This is a genomic window from Wenyingzhuangia sp. IMCC45533 (assembly GCF_054111225.1).
The window spans coordinates 1,984,619-2,005,585 of record NZ_CM134197.1; the positions used below are offsets into that span (position 1 = coordinate 1,984,619).

The 20,967-nt window shown below is 33.2% G+C and carries 19 protein-coding genes and 1 riboswitch; of the genes, 12 read left to right on the forward strand and 7 right to left on the reverse strand.

The features are described 5' to 3' along the window. Positions 1–33 precede the first annotated feature (33 nt). The 5 genes from ACXGQW_RS08825 to ACXGQW_RS08845 all read right to left on the reverse strand — a co-directional run bounded on the left by ACXGQW_RS08825 (position 34) and on the right by ACXGQW_RS08845 (position 4,129). Positions 34–1,158, reverse strand: coding sequence for an ABC transporter substrate-binding protein (locus tag ACXGQW_RS08825; RefSeq protein WP_457822049.1), 1,125 nt, complete (start codon positions 1,156–1,158; stop codon positions 34–36). Positions 1,159–1,160: 2 nt separating this feature from the next. Further along, complete coding sequence (gene cobC, locus ACXGQW_RS08830) at positions 1,161–1,700, reverse strand: alpha-ribazole phosphatase family protein (protein WP_457822051.1); 540 nt, start codon at positions 1,698–1,700, stop codon at positions 1,161–1,163. Continuing rightward, positions 1,697–2,455 carry an adenosylcobinamide-GDP ribazoletransferase gene (locus ACXGQW_RS08835; RefSeq protein WP_457822052.1) on the reverse strand — a complete coding sequence of 253 codons (759 nt, stop codon included), beginning with the start codon at positions 2,453–2,455 and terminating at the stop codon, positions 1,697–1,699. The genes cobC and ACXGQW_RS08835 overlap by 4 nt, the downstream gene beginning before the upstream one ends. Before the next feature lie 122 nt (positions 2,456–2,577). Beyond that, positions 2,578–3,585, reverse strand: coding sequence for a nicotinate-nucleotide--dimethylbenzimidazole phosphoribosyltransferase (gene cobT, locus ACXGQW_RS08840; RefSeq protein WP_457822054.1), 1,008 nt, complete (start codon positions 3,583–3,585; stop codon positions 2,578–2,580). Positions 3,586–3,625: 40 nt separating this feature from the next. Then, the gene (locus ACXGQW_RS08845; protein WP_457822056.1) at positions 3,626–4,129 is read right to left on the reverse strand and encodes a bifunctional adenosylcobinamide kinase/adenosylcobinamide-phosphate guanylyltransferase; all 504 of its coding nucleotides are present in this window, start codon (positions 4,127–4,129) and stop codon (positions 3,626–3,628) included. A gap of 90 nt (positions 4,130–4,219) precedes the next feature. Here ACXGQW_RS08845 and ACXGQW_RS08850 point away from each other — a divergent pair, with 90 nt between their 5' ends. The 3 genes from ACXGQW_RS08850 (at position 4,220) to ACXGQW_RS08860 (ending at position 8,608) form a co-directional block, all read left to right on the forward strand. Continuing rightward, positions 4,220–5,137: an ABC transporter substrate-binding protein gene (locus ACXGQW_RS08850; RefSeq protein WP_457822058.1), complete on the forward strand. Its 918-nt coding sequence runs from the start codon at positions 4,220–4,222 to the stop codon at positions 5,135–5,137. A gap of 185 nt (positions 5,138–5,322) precedes the next feature. Next, a riboswitch (cobalamin riboswitch) is annotated at positions 5,323–5,537 on the forward strand. A gap of 99 nt (positions 5,538–5,636) precedes the next feature. Then, positions 5,637–7,478 carry a TonB-dependent receptor plug domain-containing protein gene (locus ACXGQW_RS08855; RefSeq protein ID WP_457822060.1) on the forward strand — a complete coding sequence of 614 codons (1,842 nt, stop codon included), beginning with the start codon at positions 5,637–5,639 and terminating at the stop codon, positions 7,476–7,478. Between the two features lie 5 nt (positions 7,479–7,483). Then, the gene (locus ACXGQW_RS08860; protein ID WP_457822062.1) at positions 7,484–8,608 is read left to right on the forward strand and encodes a YncE family protein; all 1,125 of its coding nucleotides are present in this window, start codon (positions 7,484–7,486) and stop codon (positions 8,606–8,608) included. A gap of 82 nt (positions 8,609–8,690) precedes the next feature. Here the strand turns inward: ACXGQW_RS08860 and ACXGQW_RS08865 are convergent, their stop codons facing one another. Beyond that, positions 8,691–9,206 (reverse strand): DUF7935 family protein, encoded by a 516-nt coding sequence (locus ACXGQW_RS08865; RefSeq protein WP_457822064.1) that lies wholly within the window; start codon positions 9,204–9,206, stop codon positions 8,691–8,693. Between the two features lie 105 nt (positions 9,207–9,311). Here ACXGQW_RS08865 and cdaA point away from each other — a divergent pair, with 105 nt between their 5' ends. Further along, positions 9,312–10,085 carry a diadenylate cyclase CdaA gene (gene cdaA / locus ACXGQW_RS08870; RefSeq protein WP_457822066.1) on the forward strand — a complete coding sequence of 258 codons (774 nt, stop codon included), beginning with the start codon at positions 9,312–9,314 and terminating at the stop codon, positions 10,083–10,085. Here cdaA and ACXGQW_RS08875 read toward each other — a convergent pair whose 3' ends face one another. Then, positions 10,086–12,686 (reverse strand): putative LPS assembly protein LptD, encoded by a 2,601-nt coding sequence (locus ACXGQW_RS08875; RefSeq protein WP_457822068.1) that lies wholly within the window; start codon positions 12,684–12,686, stop codon positions 10,086–10,088. Between the two features lie 127 nt (positions 12,687–12,813). Between ACXGQW_RS08875 and ACXGQW_RS08880 the strand changes: the two genes are divergently transcribed. The 8 genes from ACXGQW_RS08880 to ACXGQW_RS08915 all read left to right on the forward strand — a co-directional run bounded on the left by ACXGQW_RS08880 (position 12,814) and on the right by ACXGQW_RS08915 (position 20,953). Beyond that, on the forward strand, positions 12,814–14,253 hold the full coding sequence (locus ACXGQW_RS08880; protein WP_457822070.1) for an N-acetylmuramoyl-L-alanine amidase family protein: 1,440 nt from the start codon (positions 12,814–12,816) through the stop codon (positions 14,251–14,253). A gap of 20 nt (positions 14,254–14,273) precedes the next feature. Further along, positions 14,274–15,221: an MlaD family protein gene (locus ACXGQW_RS08885; protein WP_457822072.1), complete on the forward strand. Its 948-nt coding sequence runs from the start codon at positions 14,274–14,276 to the stop codon at positions 15,219–15,221. A gap of 3 nt (positions 15,222–15,224) precedes the next feature. After that, positions 15,225–16,538: a 4Fe-4S dicluster domain-containing protein gene (locus ACXGQW_RS08890; RefSeq protein WP_457822074.1), complete on the forward strand. Its 1,314-nt coding sequence runs from the start codon at positions 15,225–15,227 to the stop codon at positions 16,536–16,538. Positions 16,539–16,601: 63 nt separating this feature from the next. After that, the gene (locus ACXGQW_RS08895) at positions 16,602–17,387 is read left to right on the forward strand and encodes a (Fe-S)-binding protein (RefSeq protein ID WP_457822076.1); all 786 of its coding nucleotides are present in this window, start codon (positions 16,602–16,604) and stop codon (positions 17,385–17,387) included. 66 nt (positions 17,388–17,453) lie between these two features. Then, the gene (menA, locus tag ACXGQW_RS08900) at positions 17,454–18,359 is read left to right on the forward strand and encodes a 1,4-dihydroxy-2-naphthoate octaprenyltransferase (protein WP_457822078.1); all 906 of its coding nucleotides are present in this window, start codon (positions 17,454–17,456) and stop codon (positions 18,357–18,359) included. A 77-nt stretch (positions 18,360–18,436) separates the two neighbouring features. Beyond that, positions 18,437–18,970 (forward strand): SRPBCC family protein, encoded by a 534-nt coding sequence (locus tag ACXGQW_RS08905; RefSeq protein ID WP_457822080.1) that lies wholly within the window; start codon positions 18,437–18,439, stop codon positions 18,968–18,970. Positions 18,971–19,022: 52 nt separating this feature from the next. Then, positions 19,023–20,057 carry an o-succinylbenzoate synthase gene (locus ACXGQW_RS08910; protein WP_457822082.1) on the forward strand — a complete coding sequence of 345 codons (1,035 nt, stop codon included), beginning with the start codon at positions 19,023–19,025 and terminating at the stop codon, positions 20,055–20,057. Then, the gene (locus tag ACXGQW_RS08915; protein WP_457822084.1) at positions 20,039–20,953 is read left to right on the forward strand and encodes a CPBP family intramembrane glutamic endopeptidase; all 915 of its coding nucleotides are present in this window, start codon (positions 20,039–20,041) and stop codon (positions 20,951–20,953) included. The genes ACXGQW_RS08910 and ACXGQW_RS08915 overlap by 19 nt, the downstream gene beginning before the upstream one ends. Positions 20,954–20,967 lie beyond the last annotated feature (14 nt).

Here is a 20,967-nt window from a genome sequence, read left to right on the forward strand (position 1 = left end):
GGATTCGAGAACAGATTCAAACAATTATATACTCTATTCCAGCCTCTTGAAAAAAGTAGTACGGTACTCTGGTAATAGTTCGGGATGACAGATTTTTACGATATCATTCAAAATTAAATCGGGTCTTAGAGCTCCTAACTCAAAAAACAATAAACCTCCTGTAGCTCCTACAGTATTAGTATATGTATAAACTTTGTTTTGCTGATAGGGTTTAAACTGCTGATAATGTTTGTTTTTAGAATCTAATATTTGCTCGTTAGCAGCGTATCCAGGTGCAAACCAAAAATCAGCTTCTTTACCTTTGATAAAAACGTTTTCGAATTGAAGAGATAAACTACCCGTTCCAGTAGTATTTTTCCAAAGATAATCAGTTTGAGCATCCTTCATAATTTTAGCAATGTAGCTGTCTCCTGCTGGGGCATACCAAACATCGCTATACATAGAACCATAAAGTATGGTGGGTTTGTTTACTTGTTTGTGAACAACGTTTACTGCTTTTAGATAGTTAGCTTCTATTTTTTGAAACACATCATTAGCCTCCTTTTCTTTGTTTAAAAAGAGACCAAAAAACTTAATCCATTCAGCTCTTCCTAACGGAGATTCTTCTAGCCAACTAGCATCAATAACGATAGGAATTCCTGCTTTTTTTAGGGTGATATGACTTTTGTTTAAGTTGTTTACTGCAAAAGCAAACATCGCATCCGGTTGAATAGATAAAACCAATTCAGTATCAATATGTTCTTGGTGACCTACTTCTATAATTTTTTGATTGTCAATTAATTTTCTAGTTTTTGTAGAGGAAACAAACTTGGTATTAGGAAATCCTTTTAAAAGATGTTCAGCGTTTAAAGATTCTAAAACAGGAATTTGAGTTGTTGAGGTTGCTATAATTTTATGGATAGGAGTTTTAACTACAATTTGATTTTTATGAGTAGGTTTGATAATGGTATCTCCAGTAATTAAAATATATTCAAAAGTAGTTTTTGCATTTTTAAAAGGTCTTAAAACTTTTATAGAGGTGTATTTTTCAAAAGATTGATAAGTAAATCCTTTTGCATATTTAAGTTGGTTATCTGATAATTTTTTAACGGGCTGTTTGGCTTCTTGTTTACAAGCCAAAATGGTAATCATCAAAAATAAAAAAAGATACTTTTTCATAGTTATAGTAAGTTATACTCGTTGGTTTCAGTATCAATTTTTACAATGGTACTATAGGGGATTTTAAAATCAAAAGAGTCTTTTAGTGCTGTATTGGTTATATGAGCTAAAATACTTCTAATCACTCCTGCATGGGTCACAATAATGCTATTATTGTTGCTAATGGTTTTATAAAAATCGATACTTCTTTGGTATAAATCCATGTAACTTTCTCCGTTAGTTACGGGAGTATTTACAAAATCAATCATCCAAGGGTCAATTTCTGTCGTAGGAATATCGTTCCAAGGCATCAGCTCCCAATCTCCAAAATCTAACTCCTTTATGTTGGTATTAGTATGGAATGTGGAATTTATTTTTTTTGCTAAAGTAACGCATCTAAGTAATGGACTACTAATGACAGTTTCAGTATCCACGTATTTGAGTTTGTTGAGAATAAAGTTAGATTCATCTTCAAAATTATCAGCAACATCAATATCGGCTTGTCCGTAACAAATACCTTTTTCTATATTGGGTGTAGTATGTCTAATCAGGTAAACAATCATAATATCAATAATAAGCTTAGGTAAAAAACAACTTCGGTTAATTGTTGTGTGGCTCCTGCGCAATCTCCAGTATGGCCACCTATCCATTTTTTAAAGTATCGTGCTAGTAAATATTTGACTATTATTACTGGGATGATGGTTAAGAATACCCATGGGTTTAAGAATAAAAACAAAGGCAATATCATAAAAACACCATTGATAACTACATCTTTTAAATTGATGCCCACAGCAGAAGGTTTTACTTTGCTCTTGTCTATATCTTGTACATAAGGTTCAGTATAAATAAGCGTAGTAGCAGCAAAACGACTCACGGCATGTCCGCTGATTATGGCTAATATGCAATATTTTAGATTGTATTCTACCAAAGTTTGATGTTTGACAGCTAGTAAAATTCCCAGACCTACAATTCCATAAGTTCCTACTCTAGAATCTTTCATAATTGTTAATATTTTTTCTTTGGTCCAACCTCCTCCAAAGCCATCACAAACATCAGCAAAGCCATCTTCGTGAAAAGCACCAGTCAACCAAATAGTACTTGCCATACTAAGTAGCATTGAAATACTGTCGTTAAAAAAGAATTCTAAAACGTAATAAACCAAAGCTCCAAAACTCCCTACAATAATTCCCACTAAAGAAAAATATCTACTACTTTTGGTTAAAATTTCGGATGAATGATCTATGTTTTTCGGACAAGGTATTCTTGTGAAGAACATAATGGCAGTTAGAAAAATATGAAGTTCTTTTTTTAGGAGCATAAGGATTTTAGTTAAGGGATTAGAAATGATATGCGAATCTGAAACAAGTTCAGGGTAACGGTAATTCTATGTGAGTTTTTACAAATTACTCAAAGCATTTAACTTTAAACTTGGTGAACTTATTAATTACTTACCCCAGCACTTTCAAAACTAGCCATTTCATTTAGAAAATTAACAGCCGATAAAACTAAAGGATAAGCCAAGGCTGCACCTGTACCTTCTCCCAATCTTAATCCTAATTTTAGAATAGCGTCTGCGTTTAAAAAGGCTAACATTTTTTGATGACCCAATTCGTCCGAACAATGAGAAAAAATACAGTTGTTAACGACTGATGGATTCATAGCGTGTGCAGCCAATAAGGCAGCAGTTACAATAAAACCATCTACTATAACGGTCATGTTTAATTTGGCGGCTTGTAAAAAAGCTCCTGTCATCATGGCTATTTCATAACCTCCATAAGTAGCTAAAATATCCAAAGGAGTGTTTACTTTGGAGTGTTTTAGTTGTGCTTTTTTTAAAATTTCTAATTTGGTATTTACCCCATTTTCATCAAGTCCAGTTCCTTTGCCCACACAATTTTCGAGAGAAGTTTTGGTATAAGCACTCATTAACAAAGCAGCAGAAGAGGTGTTTCCAATTCCCATTTCACCAAAACCGATAATATTAGTTCCTTCTGTAAATTGTTTGGTCACTAACTCTTTACCTTTTTCAATGGCTACGTTACAGTCTTTAATGGTCATGGCTTGAGTAGTAGTGTAATCTTCTGTCCCCTTATTTATTTTAGCATCAACTAAATTAGGAGTATCATCAAAATCAAAATTTACCCCTGCATCAACTACTTTTAGCTTGATGTTATTTTGTTTGCAAAACACATTAATTGCGGCTCCTCCCTGTAAAAAATTAAAAACCATTTGCGAAGTCACTTCTTGGGGAAAAGGACTTACGGGGTGATTCTTTACAACACCATGGTCTCCTGCAAATACCAAAATTGTAGGTTTGGATAATTTGGGAGCAGTGGTGTTTTGGATGTTACCAATCTTTAAGGCAATTTGCTCTAGTATTCCTAAAGAGCCCAAAGGCTTGGTTTTGGTATTTATTTTATGATGTAATTGTTCTTGTAATGTATTCATTTTTTGTGTAATCGTGTAGGAGTGAAAAATAAGGAATTTTCTATTTTAAAATCATAGGAATTCCGGAAACCATAAAAGTAGCTTTATCACTTATTTGAGCAATTTCTTGGTTTACCCAGCCTTGTAGTTCGGTAAATTTTCTTCCTATTTGAGTGTCTGCATGAACTCCCATTCCTATTTCGTTAGAGATGATAATGAGGGTTGCATCCGTAGATTTTAGTTTGTTTATTTCTGCTCTTACAGTTGTCAAGCATTTTTCTACATCGTATTTGTGATCAGCATAAAAATTGGTTAACCAAAGTGTTACACAATCAATTACCACAACACTTTTTTTTGGGATAACCTCACTTAAATATTTTTCTTCTTCAATAGTGGTCCATCGCTCATCACGGTCATTCACGTGCCTCTCCACTCGATGTTTAAAATCATTATCCCAAATTCTGGAAGTAGCTAAGTAATATGGATTCTCAGATAAATCTTCGGCTAACTTTTGAGCATGGCTGCTTTTACCAGATCTTTCTCCTCCTGTGATGTAATAAATCATGCATTATTTTTTGACAAAGATTGTTAAGTTTTAATTACAAAAAAAATAGAACATCAAAAAAGACTAGTTTTGTTTAAAACAAATTTAGTAATGACAGTTTCCTCTATGATGCCAGCCGTAACCCAAATGATATATGATATGGGTTTACAAAATATGTTAAACGGAATTACTTTTGAGTGTCCCAAACAAGCTTTGGCAGAAAAGGAAGTATTGGTTAGGTGTGTTTTAGAAGATAAAGAGTATACAAGCGCAGAAATAAATACATTGTTTTCCGAGAGTAAAAGAACAGGCAAAAGTTTGTATTATGTGAACGAAGAAATTATGCACAAAGTAGCTCCAAACTTAGTGTTTACGCAAGATGTCTGTGATGTTTGCCAAATTGATACTGAGTGTGCTGAAAAATCTCTCTCCAAATTAGCAGAAATTCCTAAAACCGTTTCTATTACACCACAATCTTTAGAGGATGTATTTAAAGATGCGATGACTATTGCCACAGAAATGGGTTTTCCAGAAAAAGGAATTGCTTATGTAACGAGCTTAAAAGAGGAAATTAAAAAATTGATTGATAAACAAAGAGCGGCCATGGTAATGCCTAAAAGCGTAATGTTATTGGAATGGATTGATCCTTTGTTTAATTGCGGCCATTGGATTCCTCATCAAATTGGTTACGCAGGTGGGGTTGATTTGTTGTCACATCCCTCTGGAGACAGTATTGTGATGGACTGGGAGAAAATAGTAAAATACAATCCAGAAATTCTAGTGATTGCTCCTTGCGGATATACTATTGAACGAACAAAACAGGATATGGTTTTTTTAGAAGAAAAACCCGAATGGAAAACTTTAAGGGCTGTAAGAAACAAACAAGTATATATTGCAGATTTTGATTTATTTACGCAGTCTTCTGCTGGCACTTTGGTGGATGGAATTAAAGTTTTAGCTAAAATATTTCATCCAGAATTGTATGAATTACCATCAGAATTAACCAAAAGATATTGCTGTTATCTTTAGTGAAACTACTCATTTCAAGTTCAATTACATCATCATCAAATAGTTTGTGGAGATGATTTTAAGAAAGTTCAGATTTTGTATTTGAATCAGATCAATCAATCAAAATAAAAGACGGGAACTTCGTCGATTAAAGTAGAAATGCAATATTTATCCTCCTGCTGTATCATTTATCTAAAATAAGGTTGTAGTTTTGTGGCGATTTTGGTTTTAACGCTACTTTAGTAGTAAAGAGCGTTACATTAAAAGGGAATCTTGTTAAAATCAAGAACTGTACCCGCAACTGTAAACTTAGCCGCAAGGTGCTTATTACATTCTTAAGCCACTGTTTTGAATAATAGTAAAAATGGGAAGGTAGTAATAAGACGTAAGTCAGGAGACCTGCCATAGTCATAATTATAAATTCTTTCGGGAGCAAAGGAAATTTATTATGAAACTATGTAAAACATTCTTTTTAGGGAGTGCAATTTGGTTATGCACAATTAAATCCTACAGTCAAAAAATGAAAACTGATAGTATTCGGTCTTTAAATGCTGTACGTCTTAATTACGTTAAAAGGCATGAGCAGTTACAAATAGGTCAGAAAAAAACAAAAATTTCAGTCGAAAAAATCTTACAAAACCCTGTTAATCTAACAGAGAAATTAAGATATAATACTCCTATTGTTTTTAAGGATTTTGGATTTGGAGGGACAAGTACAGCTAGTTTTAGAGGCACATCTTCTACAAATACACAAGTGCTTTGGAATGGGATTACGATTAACTCAGTAGCTAACGGCCAAACTGATTTTAATGCATTAGCGAGCAACACTGTGGATGAGATTATTGTTATTAGTGGAGGGGGAAGTGTAGACTACGGAAGCGGAGCTATTGGCGGTGTTGTGATATTAAACGATTTATTAAAATTTAATAATAAGAGAAGTACTCAAATCTACACTTCACAAGGTAGTTTTAATACAACCAATTCTTTTTTAAAGCATAAACAAAGTTTTGGTAATTGGTCTCTTAAGCTCGCAGGAACTTTTAATAAATCGGATAATGATTTTAAGTTGATAGATGATAGTTTTAGAAACGAAGATGGTGATAAATTAAAAAATGAAAATGGTGACTATCAAAATTATCATCTTGACCTAGACGTGGGCTATAAGATTAATAATTCGCAAAAAATATTACTTTATAGCACATATTACTATAACGAGAGGGGGTTTTCGGCAGGCTTGCCAAACCCATTGTCATCCACAGAAAGAATAAAAGACCAATATCAAAGGAACTTATTGAAATGGGTTGGTAGATACGGTAAATTTTCAAATGAATTAAGGCTTGCGTATCAGTTCCAGAATTTTGAGTATTTTTCTAATAATAAAGTTACGAACCCTTCTTTTGCAAATTCACATAGAAAGTTATTTCACTATTATGCCAATTACAAGCTTAATAGACAATACAAAATAGAAGTAGGTTTTGAAATTGATAATATCAGTGGAGAAATTTTTTTGGAAGAAAGCACGGGAGAGATAAAAGAAGTACAAAACAGTAATGCTTATGTCATTAAGATGTATGCTAAGCCATTATCGAATTTAGAAACCTCGATAGGTATCAGATATGCTGATTTTAACTTGTTCAAATCTTTATTTTCAGGATCATGGTCCCTTCGCTATCATCCTTTTTCATTTTTGGCTCTAAAAACCAACCTTTCTAACAATTTTAGAACTCCTACTTTTAATGAGCTTTTTTATCCAAGATTGGGAAATAATGAACTCGTACCTGAAACGTCTAAACAGTTTGATGCTGGTTTAAGATTTGAATATAAAGGGTTTAATGTAGAGACCACCTATTTTTTAATAAATCTTAAAGATAAAATTATTTGGAGACCCATTGGAGGAAGTGGACTCTGGAGACCCGTAAATATAGAAGATGACGTTTTGCACAATGGTCTAGAAACGTCTGCAGATTATCGATGGGAGATTAACGGTAATAGTAAGGTTAAAGTTTCTGGGAACTTTATTTACACTCAAGCAATAAATCAAAGGACAAAGAAAATATTAGAATTTGTGCCTAAATATTTATTTAATACAAACCTATCTTATCACTATAAATCGTATCAAATTTACATACAATATTTAAGTCAAGGTAAGGTGTATACTATTCCAGATGAAATTGATTTTTTCTCGTTGGACCCTGTTCAAATCACACATGTTGGTTTTACGGTGGATTTATTAAAGAAAAAAAAGACACAATTAACTCTGGGAGGTAAGGTTAGTAATGTTTTTAACAAGCTTTATTATTTTACAACGCTAAGACCAAATCCAGGAAGAAATTATAACATAAATATCAATTATAAATTTTAAGAAAAATGAATGTAACTAAGTTAATTTCCAAACTATTCTTATTGAGTTTGGTTTTTGTTTCATGTGAGGATGAAATAATAAAAGAAATTGAAAAAGAGGTAGAGGTAGAAAAAATTGTTGAAGTCGAGGTAGGAAAAGATCAAGAATTTAAAAATGCTTTTTTAATTAGTGCAGAAGGTAATTTTGGTTCTAGAGATGGTTCTTTGTCTTTTGTAGCTAACGATTTTAAAATGACATCGAATTTTATTTACAATCAAATAAATAAGCAAATATTAGGGGGGCTTATTCAATCTATAACTTTTGGAGAGGAAAATGCTTATATCATCTTAAATGATGTTAATACAATTGTAGTTGTAGATAGGATTACACTAAAAAAGAAAGATATTATCACAACAGGTTTGGGCAATCCTAGATACATGACTATTATAGGAAATAGAGCTTACGTAACGAATTGGGGAGATGGATCAGATAAAACTGATGACTATGTTGCTGTAATAGATTTAAATAGCAATACTACTTTGGTAGATGAAAAGATTGATCTAGACAATGGAGTTGAGCAAATTTTAAACAAAGACAATAAATTATATGTGTCTCACAAAGGTGCGTTTAGCACGAATAATATTATCTCTGTGGTTGACTTAAATGATAAATCAGTATCAGAAATAATGGTTAAAGACAATCCAGATGAAATGGTGTTTTCTGATAATGGAGATTTAATAGTGCTTTCTGAAGGTAATCCGACTGAATTTGCTGGTCCTCCGTTTTTTGAAGTACTAAAGAGATCGCAGTCTGCAATACAAACAATTGACATAAATACAAATACAATTAAAAATGAAGTTTTGTTTGACGAAAACGAAGGAGCTGATTTAATGGTTTATGAGAACGGAGAAATATTTTATCACGAAAATGGTGAAGTTTTTACGATACTAGAGAATTCAACTACTTTAGGGACAGATTCCATTAGTACAGGTAATTTATATGGAATGAATGTTTTTGATGGTAAATTATTTGCAGTAAGTTTTGCCTTTAAATCATTAAGCAAATTATCTATCTATGACATTGAAACTAAAAATGTACAATTTGAAACAGCTGTAGGTTTAGGAGCTTCAAAAATATATTTTACCAGATAATTAATTGCACTTTTTTATTTTTAAAAAAGTTACTGTGAAGAAGAGAAAACCCAATCTAATTTTAGATTGGGTTTTTGTTTTTTTAAAAAAGCTTGTGAACTTCTTGTTGCAAAAATTGTTGGGCAATAAAACAAGGAGTTTCTTTATCTTTTATCTCGCTTAATAGTTCCTTGGTTAGGTCTGCTCCAGTATCAACGTGTTCTTTCATACTCTGCGCAGTAATCATATTTTGAGTGGTTTGCTTAGCAGTTTTTATCAAATTCCAACATTCACTACTCACGTAAATTTGTTGTACCAAATTGTGTTCAAATTCTGTATTGATGTGGTGAATTAATAATTGAGCATACTCTATTTTATTAAACTCCAAGGATTGTATTCTACCAGTTAAATTAGGAATATCAATACGCTCTAAAAACAAAGTCATTCTTTCATACGCTTGCAGTCTTATAGGTAAACCTTCTTTTTTCTTTTCAGAAAACATCTCAAATTTACGTTTGCTGTGTTCCTCAGCAATAAATTGTTTTAGAAAATAAGCAGCAATTCCCCCAGTAATTAAAGAAGGTACGGTGTATTTTAAAATTTCTATAATGTCTTCCATCTATCAAAATATTTTTAGCGAATATAAAAGTTAGTTTTTGGCTGTCAAAATATCAGTTTCTTTAAAAATGATTACTTTTAACTAACTTTCGTAAAATACCTGTCTGTGTTTGAGTTTTTAGAATTTAGTTTTATTGATGTTTTAGATATTCTATTAGTAGCCTTCTTGCTATATAACGTATACAAGTTATTAAAGGGTACGGTGGCTATTAATATTTTTATAGGAATTGCGATTGTATTTTTGATATACAAAGTCACTGAAGCTTTAAATATGGAAATGTTTAGCTCTCTGCTAGGTAATTTAATTAGTGGAGGAGCTATTGCCTTGATTATTATTTTTCATCCAGAAATGAGAAAGTTTTTGTTGATGTTAGGATCTGCAAATCTAAAAACCAAAAGAAATTTCATCAAACAGTTAAAGTTTTTAAAAGCAGAAATTTCTATTGATTTAGATGTAGAAACCATTATACAAGTGTGCGAGAAATTTAAAGACTCTAGAACAGGAGCATTAATTGTGATAGAAAGAAACAGCAATTTGGAGTTTTTGCGAGAAAGAGGGGATACAATGAATATTGAGGTAAACGCACCTATATTAGAAAGTATCTTTTATAAAAATAGTCCATTGCATGATGGGGCCATTATTATCAAAGGGAATTACATTGTTGCAACTAGAGTAGTTTTGCCACTTTCTGACAAAAGTTTACCCAGCAGATTTGGTTTGAGACATAGAGCAGCGGTAGGAGTGTCTGAGAAAACAGATGCTATTTGTATTGCTGTTTCCGAAGAAACTGGCGAAATTTCTTTTGTAGTAGATGGGGCTTTTGAATTGTATAGTTCGAGTAACGAACTTATAGAAAAAGTAAGAATGTATTTAAGCTAATTAAAAATCTCTATTTACAGCTCGTTTATCCCATTTTAAATCACTCAACACAGAAGATTTTACACCAATAAAAAAGTAATAAGAACTATTAATTCCCAGAGGTGTCCAGTTAAAATTCATCGTCCAACTTCTTAAGTCTCTCGTGAATCTAAAGTTAGTGTACGTAAATCCTTGATTTACAAAATCGTATCCAGAGGAAGCTCCTACTTTCCAACCAGGACTTAATTGAATATCTCCAGAAAAGACCAAAGAGTTAGAAGTTATTTCACTTTGGCCTACATTGTTAGAATAGACAGAAGAGTAAGAAATACGAAGATTCCAAGGCATACTAGAAAGATACTGTGGTAAGGTTAAGTCCTCATCTCTATTTACTTTTGAGGATTCTTCACCGTTATTCAATTGTCTATCGTTTGTATTGGCTAGACCTTCTCCAAATAAATCTTGATCGTGCGCTGTTTCCTCAGTCTTTTCGGTTTCGTTGGCTTTTTCTTTTTTGTTAAAGTCCTTGCTAGAAAAAGAATAACCGGTGCTAAATCTGGCTGAAGTTAACCTAAATAACGGTCCACCATTCTTATAACTCAAAGCGTTAACTCTTTGTTTGTTACCACTACTATTGGTTACAAGGGCATAAGGGTCTAAAGAAGCTCCAAAGTTGATATTCATTTTTTTGAATAAGGTAGTACCCCCCGTTACGCTTACAGGAGATAACTTAAAACTATCGGCTGTAAAATTATAATTGGTACTAAAATTTAAGGAATTTAAGAGATTGATTTTTTTGTCCTCTCCATTCAAACTCTTTTTATCTTTTACCTTGGCTTCTAAGGAATTGGCAAGACTAAAACCAATGGTGTTAGACTCTCCTCTAGAAGGAGCTCCATAGATTCCTCCATCAAACTCAGAGAACAGTCTCGTATCACCTACGTTATTTACTTGTATCTCGTCAAAGTAAAAACTAAAATCAGGTCTGTAACTGTAACTAATAGAGGGTCTCATAGTGTGTCTAATAGCTTTTAGATTACTGTTTTTAAAGTTGAACATACCATAAACCGTGGTACTCAAAGAGGCGGATGTGCTATAATCTCTAAAAGCACTAAAACCAGAAATAGTGTCTCTAGCAATTTGTACGGTTTCAGTACTCGTAGGGTCAAATTCAGTTCGTACTTTTTCAGTATACCAAACCTCACGATAGCTAATACTCGGAGATAAAGAAAAATATTTCATCACCTTCATATTGGTACTAAGGCTGATATTATGTTGAGCCCCATCTCTGGCATCATCAAAAATTTGTTCAGAGAAAAACTTATCCTCGGTTGTTTGTATTCTGTTTTCAGCTCTCAAAGAATAAGTAAGACCTATGTTTTGCAAGGCATTTTTTTTAGCTCCGCTTTTAGGAGCAAAAGGATATAGCCTGTCCATATTTAATTGTAAAGAAGGCAAGGTGGCTGAAACTACTTGGGTGTTGGTGTTTTGCCTGTGATTGGCAGAGATATTCATATTAAACGGAGTACCTATAAACTTTTTATAATAGGAGATTGAAGAGCTTAAAGTGTTTTGCAAACCAAGAGATTGATTGGTTTCGTTAACAGATTGCCTAAAGTATTGGCTACTACCTATGTTTACAGAAGTATTGAATCTACTGTTGGGAGAAGATTTAGAGTCTTGACTGTGCGACCATCGGACATTGAAATTTCTACGAGTTTCAAAATCAGAAGATCCTTGAAAACCAGTAATTAAGTTTTCAAAATCAAAACTAAAATTTCCGTTGAATTTATATTTTACTTTATAATTAGTAGACATATCAATCCCCCAACTACTATTAGAGTAAATATCTCCTTTTAAACTTAAATCAAAATAATCGTTACCAGCAAAATAGTATCCTCCATTTTGAAGAAAGAAACCTTGATCAAAGGATTCTCCGTACGTGGGTAAAATAATTCCTGAGGTTTTATTTTTGGTTAATGGAAAATAAGCAAAAGGAAATATGAATGGAGTAGGGACATCTGCCAATACTAAATTGGTAGGACCTGTAATAATTTTTTTCCCAGGGACTATTTTAGCCTTAGTTGTTTTTAGATAGTAATCTGGATTTCTAGGATCCGAAGTGGTAAAAATAATGTTCCTTACAAAAATGGTTGAATCATTAACCCTTTTGGTTTTTTGTCCCAAGGTATTAATACCGTCTTGTTCGGTTTCTAAACCGTAGATAATGGCCTTTTTGGTTTTGTAATTAAAAATTAAAGAATCCTGCGTAGTTTCATTTCCCGTAGTTTTAAAAACTGGCAACTGAGAATACTTTCCTTTTTCATCTGGGATACCTTTGGCTTTAACAATATTAGTGTTGTAATCAATTAATATTTCTCCAGATTTAATATCATAAACATCGTAAATAACATGAGCTTGATTGTAAAGCGTAATTTTTTTATTGATTACATCCTCCAAAATATAATCTTCGGCACTATGTTCGATAATGTTTTCTATAGCTTCCTTAGTTTTAACAGCGGGGATGCTGTCATTTTTAGGTATAGAATCGTTGGCGACTAAAGTATCGTTGATTTTTGTTTTGTTGTCTTGAGCATATGCAATTAAATTGCTTAAACTCATTGTTAAAACAATGAAAAGAATATAAAGTCTATTTGTTTGCAATGCTTTTAGTCCTATTTTTGTATGGTCAGTATAGGCAACAAAACAGATGCCATTTTACGAGTTCAAAAATAATTAAATTTTACAGATGAAATTGAATCCCCTATTTAAATATCATAAGTTTTCTTCAATGGTTTTGAAACTCTTGTTTTTGTTAACTTTTAGTATAGGTTTCAATCATATTACTGCGCAAAATAAAAAACCTTTCGTGGTGGTTTTGGATGCGGGACACGGAGGTAAAGATCCTGGTAAAGTAGGTTACAGAGGAGCTAAGGAGAAAGATGTGGCGTTGAGCATAGTCTTAAAAACAGGTAAAATACTACAAGGTTTGCCCAATGTAAAAGTAATGTACACGCGTAAGTCTGATGTTTTTGTGGATTTATGGAAAAGAGGAAATATTGCTAACGATGCCGATGCAGATTTATTTGTATCGGTACATTGTAATGCACACACGAGTCAAGCCATTGGTGCCGAAACTTGGGTGTTGGGATTACACGCCAACGAAAGAAATTTTAGAGTGGCTAAAGCAGAGAACGAAGTAATTTTACAAGAAGATAATCATAAAGAAAGGTATCAAGGTTTTGATCCCAAATCTCCAACCTCTGTTATAGGCTTGTCTCTAGAGCAAGAAGAATATTTAGACCAGAGTTTGTTGTTAGCGAGTTTAATCCAAGAAGAGTTCGAGAAAAAACTCAAAAGAGTGAATAGAGGTGTAAAACAAGCAGGGTTTGTGGTGTTATATCAAACATATATGCCCAGTGTATTAATTGAAACAGGTTTTTTAACTAATAAAATTGAGGGGAAATATTTATACTCCAAAGCTGGTCAGTTACAAATGTCCAAAGCTATTGCAAATTCTATCACAGATTATTACAAAAGACAACAGTTAAATGTTGCTGATAGAGATTTTATGCCAAATATTGAATTGAATTCAGAGAAGTCAAAAGAAGATTCTCATCAGCATGAGGCAAATCAACAACAATTGTTTTATAAAGTTCAGGTTGCCTCTGGTAAAAGTCGCATTAGCACTTCATCGTACAATTTTAAGGGTTTAAAAGGTATAGAGAGAGTTAAAGTAGGTAAGTACTACAAATATTATTACGGAAAATTCCACAATATATCGGATGCTAGTAAGGCTTTGAGTACCGTAAAAAACAAAGGTTTTAAAAGTGCCTTTGTAGCTAGTTTTAATACTAATGAGGCAAAAAAAGAAGCCAATCATACAAGTAAAGAAATTGTTGAAGAAGCTGGTACTGTAAATTCAAAAGTGTATTACAAAGTACAAATAGCATCGTCTTCAAAAAAAATTAGTACCAGCCCATCTAATTTTAAAGGATTACAGCAGATAGATGCTGTCAAGGTTGGGAATTATTATAAATATTATTTGGGTAAGACAGCGAGCTATACGGAGGCAAAAAACTTTTTACAATCTGCCAAATCAAAAGAATATAAAAGTGCTTTTATTGTAGCCTTTCTAAATAATAAAAGAATCACTTTAAAAGAAGCACTTAAACAGCAAACAAATTAAATATTTCTTATTTTCGCTTTATGATTAAGATATCAAGAGAGTTAAAAGCAGGGATAGCAGTTCTACTAGTTTTATTATTATTTTACTGGGGATTTAGCTACCTAAAAGGCAGAAATTTGTTTGTAGCGGGTGCAGATACCTACTATACTACTTACCAAAATATTAGTGGGTTAAAAAAATCTAGTCCGGTAACCATCGACGGTTATACCGTGGGGAGCGTAATCGATATTTATTTTAATGATGACCCTGCGATTAAAGGGAATTTAGTAGTTAAATTCACGATAAATGAAGACGTGCAATTTTCTAAAAATAGCATTGCTCGTATTTACTCGGGTGGTATTATGAGTGGAAAATCCTTGGCAATTATCAAAAGGAAAGGTGGTGAAATTGCTTCTTCGGGAGATTTTTTAAAAGGAGAGGTGGGAGCAGATATGATTTCTAAGTTAGAACCTGTTCAAAGTAAAGTAGAAAGTGTTTTAGTGAGTATTGATGCCGTAGCAAAAGATTTAGATCAGTTGTTAAATGATGATGCTATCTCTGAACTGCAATCGAGTTTTAGAAAAATAAACACAATTTTATCTTCCTTAGAATCCACCTCACAAAGCATCGATGTTATTGTGAAGAACAATGATCAAAAGTTAAGTAGAACTTTATCAAGCGTTGAAGCTACTTCTCAAAATTTAAAGGTAGTATCCGATTCCTTGGCAAAAGTGAAGCTGTTATCTATCTCAAAAAAATTGAACCATACACTAGCTAATTTAGATGATATAACAACCAATATCAACCAAGGTAACGGTACTGCTGGGAAGTTAATTAAAGATGAAAAACTTTACAATAATTTAGAATCAGCCAGCAAAGAATTAGAGGAGTTATTACGAGATGTAAAAGAACATCCAAAACGATTTGTGCATTTTTCTTTATTCGGAAAAAAAGCAGAGTCGTACGAAGAAAGTCAAGATAAAAAGTAATTTATGCAATTTATTCCAAACATAATTTTTGCCATTTTATTAGGAGCAGGGGGCTATTATTTTGCTAATAATATTAAAAAACTCCTTCGCAATATAAAGTTAGGAAAAGAGGTTAACCGTTCCGATAACAAATCAGAAAGATGGTCTAACATGATTCATATTGCTTTAGGGCAATCCAAAATGGTTAAAAGACCCGTTTCTGGATTTTTACACGTTGTTGTTTATGTAGGTTTTATCATCATCAACATAGAAGTTTTAGAAATTATTTTAGATGGATTGTTAGGCACACATAGATTGTTTTTACCCTTGTTGGGAGAAAGTGTCTACGGCTTTCTAATTGGGACTTTTGAAATTTTAGCGCTGCTAGTTTTCATCGCGGTTGTTGTATTTTGGACAAGACGAAACGTAATGAACATCAAACGTTTCCTAAGTAAAGATTTAAAAGGATGGCCAAAACAGGATGGAAATCTTATTTTGTATTTTGAAATGGTGTTAATGTCATTGTTCTTGCTGATGAATGCTACGGATTTTAATTTGCAGCAAGCAGGAATAGGAAATCCAGTAAGTCAGTTTATTGCCCCATGGTTTTCAAATTTTTCTCCAGAAAGTTTACACATTGTTGAGAGGGTCTCTTGGTGGATACATATTGTGGGTATACTCGTATTCTTAAACTATTTGTACTATTCTAAGCACTTACATATATTATTGGCTTTCCCAAATACTTTTTATGCCAATTTAAACCCAAAAGGAAAATTTCCAAATAACGAAACAGTGACCAAGGAAGTTCAAATGATGATGGACCCTAACGCTGATCCTTATGCTGCTCCTGCCGAAAATGAAGCGGAGCCAGAAAAATTTGGAGTTAGCGATGTTACAGATTTAAACTGGGTACAACTAATGAATGCTTACACCTGTACGGAATGTGGAAGATGTAGTTCTGTATGTCCAGCAAATTTAACGGGTAAAGAATTGTCTCCAAGGGCTATTATGATGAAAACTCGTGATAGGTTAGAAAAGGTAGGTAAAAATATAGATGCCAACAAAGGAACTTTTAAAGAGGATGGTAAGCAGTTACTAGGAGAAGGTTATATCACTCAAGAAGAAATATGGGCTTGTACTAGCTGTAATGCCTGTGTAGAGGAATGCCCAGTAAATATAGATCCGTTGTCTATTATTATGGATATGAGACAATATTTGGTGATGGAAGAGTCTGCAGCTCCCCAAGAATTAAATGCAATGATGCAGAATGTAGAAAATAATGGAGCTCCTTGGCAATACAGCCAAATGGATCGTTTAAATTGGGTAAACGAAGAATAGGCTAATCATTTCAATCATAAACAATTACGATTGCTGCACTCGTAAACTATACAATTCGTAACAATGATAACAGTACCAGTAATGGCAGATTTGTTTGCCGAAGGAAAAGAACCAGATATCTTATTTTGGGTAGGATCTGCAGGAAGTTTTGATGATAGAGCTAAGAAAATAACTAGAGCATTCGTTAAAATATTAAATAAAGCGAATGTCAATTTTGCAGTTTTAGGTACAGAAGAAAGCTCTAGTGGAGATGCGGCGAAAAGAGCTGGAAACGAATTCTTGTTTCAGATGCAAGCAATGACCAATATAGAGGTCATGAACATGTATAACGTAAAAAAAATAGTGACTGCTTGTCCACATTCTTACAATACCATTAAAAATGAGTATCCAGAATTAGGAGGAAAGTATGAGGTGTTACATCACACTCAATTTATACAAGAGTTAATTAATACCAAGCAATTAGACGTTTCTAATGCTGGTTTGAAAGCGAGTACTATCACGTTTCACGATCCTTGTTATTTGGGGAGAGCTAACGACGAATACAACTCACCAAGGGCAATCATCAAAGCCATGGCAGGAGCTAAATTGGTAGAGATGAAAAGAGCTAAAAACAACTCTTTATGCTGTGGTGCTGGAGGAGCTCAAATGTTTAAAGAACCAGAAAAAGGAACGATGGATGTGAACGATTTGCGCACGCAAGATGCTTTAGAAACCAATCCAAATATTATAGCTACAGGTTGCCCTTATTGTAATACTATGATGACTGACGGAATCAAGAATAAAGGAAAAGAAGACAGCGTACAAGTAAAAGACGTGGCAGAGTTGTTGGCGGAGTCTTTGGGCTTATAAAATCATAGAATCTATATAAAGTGACTATTCCTCATAAGCAGTAGTCACTTTTTTTATGCACAAATTATGAAACATTGGATTCAAGCAGCTAGGTTAAGAACGTTACCCTTATCTCTTTCAGGAATTATTACCGGTAGTTTTTTGGCAGCCAGTAAAGGTTTTTTTAGATGGGATATTTGTGTATTTGCATTACTGACTACTATTGGTTTTCAGGTACTCTCTAATTTTGCGAATGATTATGGAGATGGTGTAAAAGGAACTGATAATGATGATAGAGTGGGGCCTCAAAGAGCTTTGCAAAGCGGAGCTATCACACCCAAGCAAATGCTTAGAGCTATTTACTTAACTATAGCCATTACGTTACTTATAGCCATTGCATTAATTTATGTGTCTTTTGGGCAAGATAATTTTGTATTGTCATTGGTATTCTTCTTTTTAGGATTAGCATCTATAGCTGCTGCGATAAAGTATACAATGGGAGCAAAAGCATATGGTTATTCTGGTTTTGGAGACCTGTTCGTTTTTTTATTCTTTGGTTTGTTGGGCGTTGTAGGTTCAGAATTTTTGTACACGCAACAGATGGATTATTTATCTTTTTTGCCAGCAATTAGTATTGGTTTATTTAGTGTTGCGGTACTAAATTTAAATAATATGAGAGATAGGGATTCTGATATTACTGCACGTAAAAACACCTTGGCAGTTAAGTTTGGAGCAAAAAAAGTAAAAATATACCATTACTTTGTTGTGGTTGTTGGAATAACCTCGGCAATTACCTACACCGCAATTACTTACACACAGGTTATAAATTTCATTTACTTGATAGCTTTTTTACCTCTAATTAACAATATGATGACAGTTTACAAGAATAAAGAGTTGGCCAAACTAGATGCTGAACTTAAAAAAGTAGCGTTGAGTACTTTTGTATTTTCCGTTTTATTCGGTTTAGGTTTGTTGCTATCTAATGTGCTATAATAGCGTGGAGCATATCAATTCGTGTGGGTAAAAACAGATAACTTTAGTATATTTAAGTTTCAAACAAATTGTAAACAATGAAAAAGTTTTTTCTTTATGGAACTTTGGTAATTATACTAGCCGTTGTAGCTTTGGGTTTTATAGCTCCTAAAAGCGCAACTGTAGAGCGTTCGGTTGTCATAGAAAAACCGATAGGAGACGTTTTTCGTTTTTTCTCTTTTTTACAAAACATGAACCTTTACTCACCTTGGCAAGCAAAAGATCCCAATGCGATTCACAAATATATTGGAGTAGGAAATACTGTTGGTTCTATCCATCGATGGGAATCAAGTCATAAAGACGTTGGAGTTGGTGAACAAGAAATTAAGTCTATTTCACTTAATAAAAAAATTGTCTCAGAACTGAGATTTGAAGAGCCGTTTGAATCTACATCAGAAGGCTATTTTAAATTTGATGAGGTTGAGAGTGGAACTAAAGTAACGTGGGGCTACTATGGAAGTTTTAGTTTTATAGAGAGTATTGTCATGCTGTTCATGGATATGGAAAGAGAGATAGGAGATGATTTTAAACAAGGCTTAGATAAGGCTAAAACAATTTTGGAGAAATTATAATAGGATAAAAAAACACCAACCTTTTGGCTTATACCAAAAGGTTTTTTAGTGTATGAAAGCAACTTATAAAAAATATATTTTAAATTTTAAACAAGCTTCTGGAACCTCTAGAGGTGTTTTAAAAACTAAAGAAACTTTTTTTATCATAATAAATAAAAACGGTAAGTTGGGTTATGGAGAAACAGGTTTATTTAGGGGATTGAGTGCAGACGATAAACCCGATTACGAAGAAAAATTACAATGGGTTTGTAATCATATTCAGTTAGGATTGAACACATTGTTGAATGAGTTAATTGAGTTTCCATCTATTCAATTTGGCTTAGAGCAAGCTTTTTTATCCTTGCAAAGCACAGATGGTTTTCATTTGTTTCCATCGGAATTCACTCAAAGCTATCAAGGAATTCCTATCAACGGTTTGGTGTGGATGGGAGATGAAGCTTTTATGCAAGATCAAATAAACACCAAGCTAGCATCGGGTTTTGATACCATTAAAATGAAAATTGGTGCTATTGATTTTGATACAGAAATCAAACTACTGACTTCCATCAGAAAAAAATACTCATCTAATGAAATTACCTTAAGAGTAGATGCTAACGGGGCTTTTACGCCACAAAATGCTCTAGAAAAACTAGAGAGATTAAAAGAATTAGAGATACATTCTATAGAGCAACCTATTAAACAAGGACAAGTTTTAGCAATGAAAAAGTTGTGCGAAAAAACACCTGTGCCAATTGCGTTGGATGAAGAACTGATAGGTGTTTTTAATTATGAAGACAAACGAGCCTTGTTAGAGACTATACAACCGCAATTTATTATTTTAAAACCTAGTTTAGTAGGAGGGATTAAAGGTAGCGATGAATGGATTTCTTTGGCCAACCAACAAAATATCCCTTATTGGATTACCTCTGCTTTGGAGAGTAATATTGGTCTAAATGCTATTGCTCAATACACTTATAATTTAGGAGTTACTATGCCACAAGGCTTGGGTACTGGAAGTTTGTTCAGTAATAACATAACCTCTCCTTTGCAAGTAGAAAACGGAAAAATCTATTACAATCAGCAGTTAACATGGGCAATCAATATATAAATCAAGCTGCAAAAGGTAATACTGATGTCTGGAGATATATGGTGGGGATTGTCATTATTATACTTATTAGTGGTCTGTTCTCTTATCCTTATAGTGCAAAAATCAATTCTTTAGTAATGTCGGGTAATGCTGATGGAGATAGAATTAGTGACTTAAATTACTTGATGACCTTAATGGATGCTAACACCACATTATTTTATATGATGTTGTCTTTTGTGGGGGGGCTATTGGCTGTCTATTTTGTAATTACCAAGCTACACAAACTATCTTGGATCAATTTTAACACGAGTAGACAAAAAATAGATTTTAAAAGAGTAGGGTTTTCTTTTTCTTTGTGGGGGGGTATTAGTGCTGTTATCATTTTAAGTGGAGTCCTGTTAAATCCTCAAGAAGTTGTTCTCAACTTTGATTCCTCAAAATTCTTAATATTGCTTGTGATTGCCGTGAGTATGATACCCATTCAAACCAGTTTTGAAGAATATGTGTTTAGAGGGTATTTAATGCAAGGATTGGGTTTGCTCTCTAAAACCCAATGGTTTCCTTTAGTAGTAACTTCTATAAGCTTTGGTTTAATGCATTTGGCAAATCCCGAGATAGAAAAATTAGGGTATGGAATTATGATTTTTTATATTGGAACGGGGTTGTTGTTAGGAGTTATAACAATAATGGATGAAGGTTTAGAATTGTCGTTAGGATTTCATGCAGCTAATAATTTAATTACAGCGCTTTTGGTTACTACTGATTGGACTGCTTTTCAGACCTATGCTGTTTTTAAAGATTTTGGTACACCGAACTTAGTATTGGAATTGGTGTTGATCGCCATTTTGTACCCATCATTACTTTGGATTTTTGCTAAAAAATATCAATGGAAAAATTGGGGAGAAAAATTGTTATAATGATGAAAAATTGT